A 4,292-nucleotide genomic window follows, 5' to 3' on the forward strand; every position below is an offset into this window, starting at 1 on the left:
ATATGATTTAAAAGAGATTAATGAAGATTATGCAAGGGATATAACTTTAAAAATAAAAGAAGTGTTTAAAGTTAAAGATATAAACAAGATAAAGCTTAGTGTCGGAGAAACAGCAAGAGTATTATTAAGAAGAAATCCAAGAGTGATATTAGTTAAAGATTTAAATGATAAAAATATAAAGCATATAATTAAACTTGCAGAAGAAAGAAAAGTAAAGATCGAAGAGTTTGATTGCAAAGAATATAATTGTATTTCAATAATAGAAGAATAAAACATATCAAGCTATAAAATAGAAAAACTATTTTATAGCTTTTTTTAACAAAGTGTCAAAAAAAGTAAGGGAAGGGAGTTAAAACATTACTCTAAAACAACTTTAACAAAATTTCTTATAAAAATAATTTTAGACATATAAAATTAACAAATCTGAAACTTAAAATACTTAAAATTTTAGTAAAATTTATTAAAAGAAAGAAAATATTCATAAAGATACAAACTTTGCAATTTGGAGGGGAAAATGAAAAAAGAAGTAAAAATAATAGTTGCAATAATTATAGCAATTTTAGTAGTGGTTATTGGAGCTAGAGTTTATAAAACTACAAAAAGCGATGAAAATAAAGCAAAACAAGAAATGAATGTTGCTAGTAAAAAGGTGACAGATGTGAGTAAAGCAAAAACAGAGAAGGAAAAATATTTAGTTCAATTAAATAATTTAGAAAGCACTACAAATAGCTTAGTGAATGGAAGTATTGATGAACAAAAGCAAGCTGTAGAAAAGTGGGATAATGAATTAAATAAAATATATAATTTAGTAAACAATAAACTAGAAGGTAACAGCAAAACAAAGTTTGAGGCTGATGAGCAGGATTGGCAAAAAAGTAGAAAAGATTCACTTGTTGAAGCGACTCAACCAAGTTCAAAAAATGAAATAAATATAAAAATGACTAAGGAAAGATGTTATTACTTAGTAAATAATTATATGAAATAGAGAAAAGCTTTCTTAAATGAGCTCTTAGTGAGTTTATTTAAGAAGGCTTTTATTTTTTAAACAAGTAAACTAAAGATTGCATAAAATAAAGGATAACTTGTTTAGGAGAAAAAAATGAATTATACAAAGCGAAGAAAAATAATGAAAATAGCATTGTTATTAGGATTTGTGATATTGGTGTTTCAAGGAGCAATATTTGCAAATTTGAAGGGGACAAGAATAAGAAAATTAAAAGAAGAAGCAGAGGAAGAAATAAGAAAGGAGGAGTTTGAAGAAGCAATAAAACTATATGATAAGATACAAGTTAAAACTAAGGATGAAGAAAGAGAGTTAGAGGCTTTAAATATATATGTGGAAAGTAAAAAGCTTTTCGAAGAAGATAAGCTAAATTTAGCAGAAGTTAAGTTGAATGCTATTAATGAGGCTATGATAAGCAAAGTGTTAAGAGAAAAAATAGATTTATTACAAGAAGACATAGACTCTAAATCAAGCTTTAATATGAAAATTATAGAGGTGGAAGAATTAAGGAAAGAAAAAGATTATATTAAGGCGATAAAAGAGATAGAAGAGTTACAAAAAGAAAAATTAAATAAAGAAAGAGGTGGAGAGGTAAAAAGATTGAAGCTTAAGTTAGAAAAGGAGTATATAAGCTATAAAGAAAAATTAAAGGAAGAGTTTGTAAAAGATGTAATAAGGCTAGAAAATACAAAGGCTAGTTATGGTTTATGGGAAGAGATGATGAAAGAGATTTTAAATGAACTACAAAAGAATTTAGATGAAGAAAAAAGGATAAATTTAAGAGAAGAGCATGGGATATGGAGAATACAGTTAGAAAAATTAACAGATGATAGAAAGCTAGAGAGTATTAAAAGCTATGTAAAGGGGCTAATTGATAAATTTTAAAGAACCTCTTTTATATGAGTAACATAACTTATATAGAGGAGATGATTTATTTGCTTAACTATAGCTTAATAAAAAAAATGAATAGTAAAAATGTAAGTTTAAATACAGAGGTAACTAAAAAGAGAGTAAGGGAAATATGGAGAAATATAACTAAAGAAGAAAGGAATGAAGCTATTGAGGTAGGGGGATTTAGTAATAGTAGATCCTTTAATAAAACAAGAAAAACAGGAATAATTTCCGTAAGAATGACACTAGCAATAAGTGTTGCAGTAAAAGTAAATCCATTTTATATAACAGCAGAAGAGAATGATAAAAATGATTATTCAGAAGAGAAGATTCTTCTTTTCATAAAGAGTAAAAATATAAATTATAATTTTAAAGTTGATGAAGAAAGTGTTTTAAGAAGTAATCTAAGAAATATATTTTCAGAAGTAATTGAAAATATTAGTGATGACACATTAGAATATGTTGATAAATTAAAAAAAGAAGAATTAATGATACTGATGGATAGTTTATTTATAAAGGAAAAGCTTGGAGAAAAAGGCGAAAAACTGTTGCTTATAAAGGTTTTATTAACTCAGTAAAAATAAAGACCAAGGAAGTAAAAAATAACTTGGTCTTTCATTATGGAATAAATAAAAATAATGTTACTTTTTTGTAAGAGAATTGTATTCAAAAAATAAAGAATTTGAATTTAAATATGAATATAATTAACTTAACAAAAGAAAGTTGGAGGAAAAGAATATGAAAGAAATACAAATGAATTTAGTACAAACACTAATGATAAATGGGAATAAGGACAGACTAAAAAGCCTAGAGAAAGAAGCGGAAATAAATTATAGCTTTGAAAAAGATAATGGAAAAGAAATAAAAAGAAAAAAAGGTGAAGGCTTAGGAGAATACATAGAAAGATATTCAGTTAAAACAATGGAGAATTTCTCAAGAAAGAAATATGAAAATTTAAAATCACTTTGTAATGAATACAATACATACGGAGATTCAAAAATAGTTGATGAATTATTCACAATTGCAAGTGAAGAAAAAGAAAGAAATGGTTTTGAAAAAATAATAATGATGGCACAAACTTTTGTAGAGGACATATTTAAAAATACAAAGAAAAAATTTGTGTAGTAAGAACCCTGAATTTACAAGGTATATTTTAATTAGATATAGCTTGAAAGAAAATTCAGGGTTCATTTATTTGAAAAAAATGTAGAAAAATGAAGATTTATATAATAGAATTAAAATAGATAATAATTTAAAAAGAGGTAAAATTATGTTTTATTGGGTATGTGAGAGAATTAAGGATTTTTCAGGGGAAAATGAAAGAAGAGAAAATATTGGAGAAATTTTAGAGAGAAAAATAAGATTTGAAGCAGAGATAACGGAACTTATAGGAGTTTTAAAATCAGTAGTAAATATATTTGATTTAAAGATTGATATAAAAATAGATAAAGAATTAAAAGAAAAAGTAGAAGTGTTAGAAGATTTTATAAAACAATTTGAAAAACTCAATGAAAATAAAAATGAACTTAATAGAAATATAACATTAGCATATAAATATTCTGAAAACTATGAATGGAGCAAGGAAAGAATCTATAAAGATACTTTGAAAAGAGGAATAATAAAACAGCGTATAAAAACGAAAAGCTTTAACAAAGAGTTAAGAAAAAGAATAAGAAGTTTAGATAAAGAAATTAGGTTTTGTAAGAAAAAACTTGAAGTATGTAAGGATTTTTCAAATGAAGGAGTACAGCAGAAAGAGCTTTACGAAATGATTATAAATATAGTTTTTGAAATAGTTAAGGAAAAGGTAATTCCAGAGTTAAGCTTGATAGAAGATATAAGGAATTATAATAAAGAAATACATAGTACAAATTTAAATATACTTATAGGAACTGGAACTAGATATAGCAATAAAGAAGTTTTTCTGAAAAATATTCAATCATTATATAAAATATCAGAGAAAATATGCAATCAAAATATACAATAGGGGGCATTGTATGATAGTTGAGGGGATAGTATGTATAACTATATATATAGTTATTAGAATAATAATTGCTAAGGCAAATAGTATGTAAATAAAAATTGATAAAAGTGAGTATACTAACCTTGAAGAAGGAAGGTGTACACAAATGATAAAAAGAGTACTTGGAATAATATTAATAATAATTATAATCTTAATTGGAATTGGATACTGTTCTGGAAAAAGGAGTAGTGAAAATACTAGTAGAGCTAACTTAAATGGGGTTAGCTCTGAATTAAAAGATATAAATGCTAGCTTAATTAATTATGGAAATGATATATTATCAGTCTGGGAAGATACAAATAATAATGGAAGCATTAGCAAAAAGAGTATGGCAAGTATAACAAATGCACCATACGATAAGTTTGTAACTATGAC

7 protein-coding genes are annotated in these 4,292 nt (G+C 25.2%); all 7 read left to right on the top strand.

The window, feature by feature from the left end:
• On the top strand, positions 1-271 hold a 271-nt coding region (locus ACRC28_RS08400; protein WP_438543005.1), incomplete at its 5' end, for an RNA-binding protein.
• Positions 272-514: 243 nt separating this feature from the next.
• A complete protein-coding gene (locus ACRC28_RS08405; protein WP_438543006.1) occupies positions 515-985 on the top strand; it encodes a lysozyme inhibitor LprI family protein in 471 nt (156 codons plus the stop codon).
• A gap of 114 nt (positions 986-1,099) precedes the next feature.
• Positions 1,100-1,888 carry a hypothetical protein gene (locus tag ACRC28_RS08410; RefSeq protein ID WP_438543007.1) on the top strand — a complete coding sequence of 263 codons (789 nt, stop codon included), beginning with the start codon at positions 1,100-1,102 and terminating at the stop codon, positions 1,886-1,888.
• A gap of 14 nt (positions 1,889-1,902) precedes the next feature.
• Positions 1,903-2,472: a hypothetical protein gene (locus tag ACRC28_RS08415; RefSeq protein WP_438543008.1), complete on the top strand. Its 570-nt coding sequence runs from the start codon at positions 1,903-1,905 to the stop codon at positions 2,470-2,472.
• Between the two features lie 160 nt (positions 2,473-2,632).
• Positions 2,633-3,019 (top strand): hypothetical protein, encoded by a 387-nt coding sequence (locus tag ACRC28_RS08420; RefSeq protein WP_438543009.1) that lies wholly within the window; start codon positions 2,633-2,635, stop codon positions 3,017-3,019.
• A 145-nt stretch (positions 3,020-3,164) separates the two neighbouring features.
• Positions 3,165-3,881, top strand: a complete 717-nt coding sequence (locus tag ACRC28_RS08425) for a hypothetical protein (RefSeq protein ID WP_438543010.1) — start codon at positions 3,165-3,167, stop codon at positions 3,879-3,881.
• Between the two features lie 142 nt (positions 3,882-4,023).
• Positions 4,024-4,292, top strand: a 269-nt coding sequence (locus tag ACRC28_RS08430) for a hypothetical protein (RefSeq protein ID WP_438543011.1), incomplete at its 3' end; no start/stop codon positions are given.

The organism is Clostridium sp., assembly GCF_051650885.1.
Classification (GTDB): Bacteria; Bacillota; Clostridia; order Clostridiales; family Clostridiaceae; genus Clostridium.

Bases quoted from the DNA above. Each gene is read 5' to 3' on its own strand.
- ACRC28_RS08410 (WP_438543007.1), top strand. From the start codon at position 1,100: ATGAATTATACAAAGCGAAGAAAAATAATGAAAATAGCATTGTTATTA.
- ACRC28_RS08405 (WP_438543006.1), top strand. From the start codon at position 515: ATGAAAAAAGAAGTAAAAATAATAGTTGCAATAATTATAGCAATTTTA.
- ACRC28_RS08420 (WP_438543009.1), top strand. From the start codon at position 2,633: ATGAAAGAAATACAAATGAATTTAGTACAAACACTAATGATAAATGGG.
- ACRC28_RS08425 (WP_438543010.1), top strand. From the start codon at position 3,165: ATGTTTTATTGGGTATGTGAGAGAATTAAGGATTTTTCAGGGGAAAAT.
- ACRC28_RS08415 (WP_438543008.1), top strand. From the start codon at position 1,903: ATGAGTAACATAACTTATATAGAGGAGATGATTTATTTGCTTAACTAT.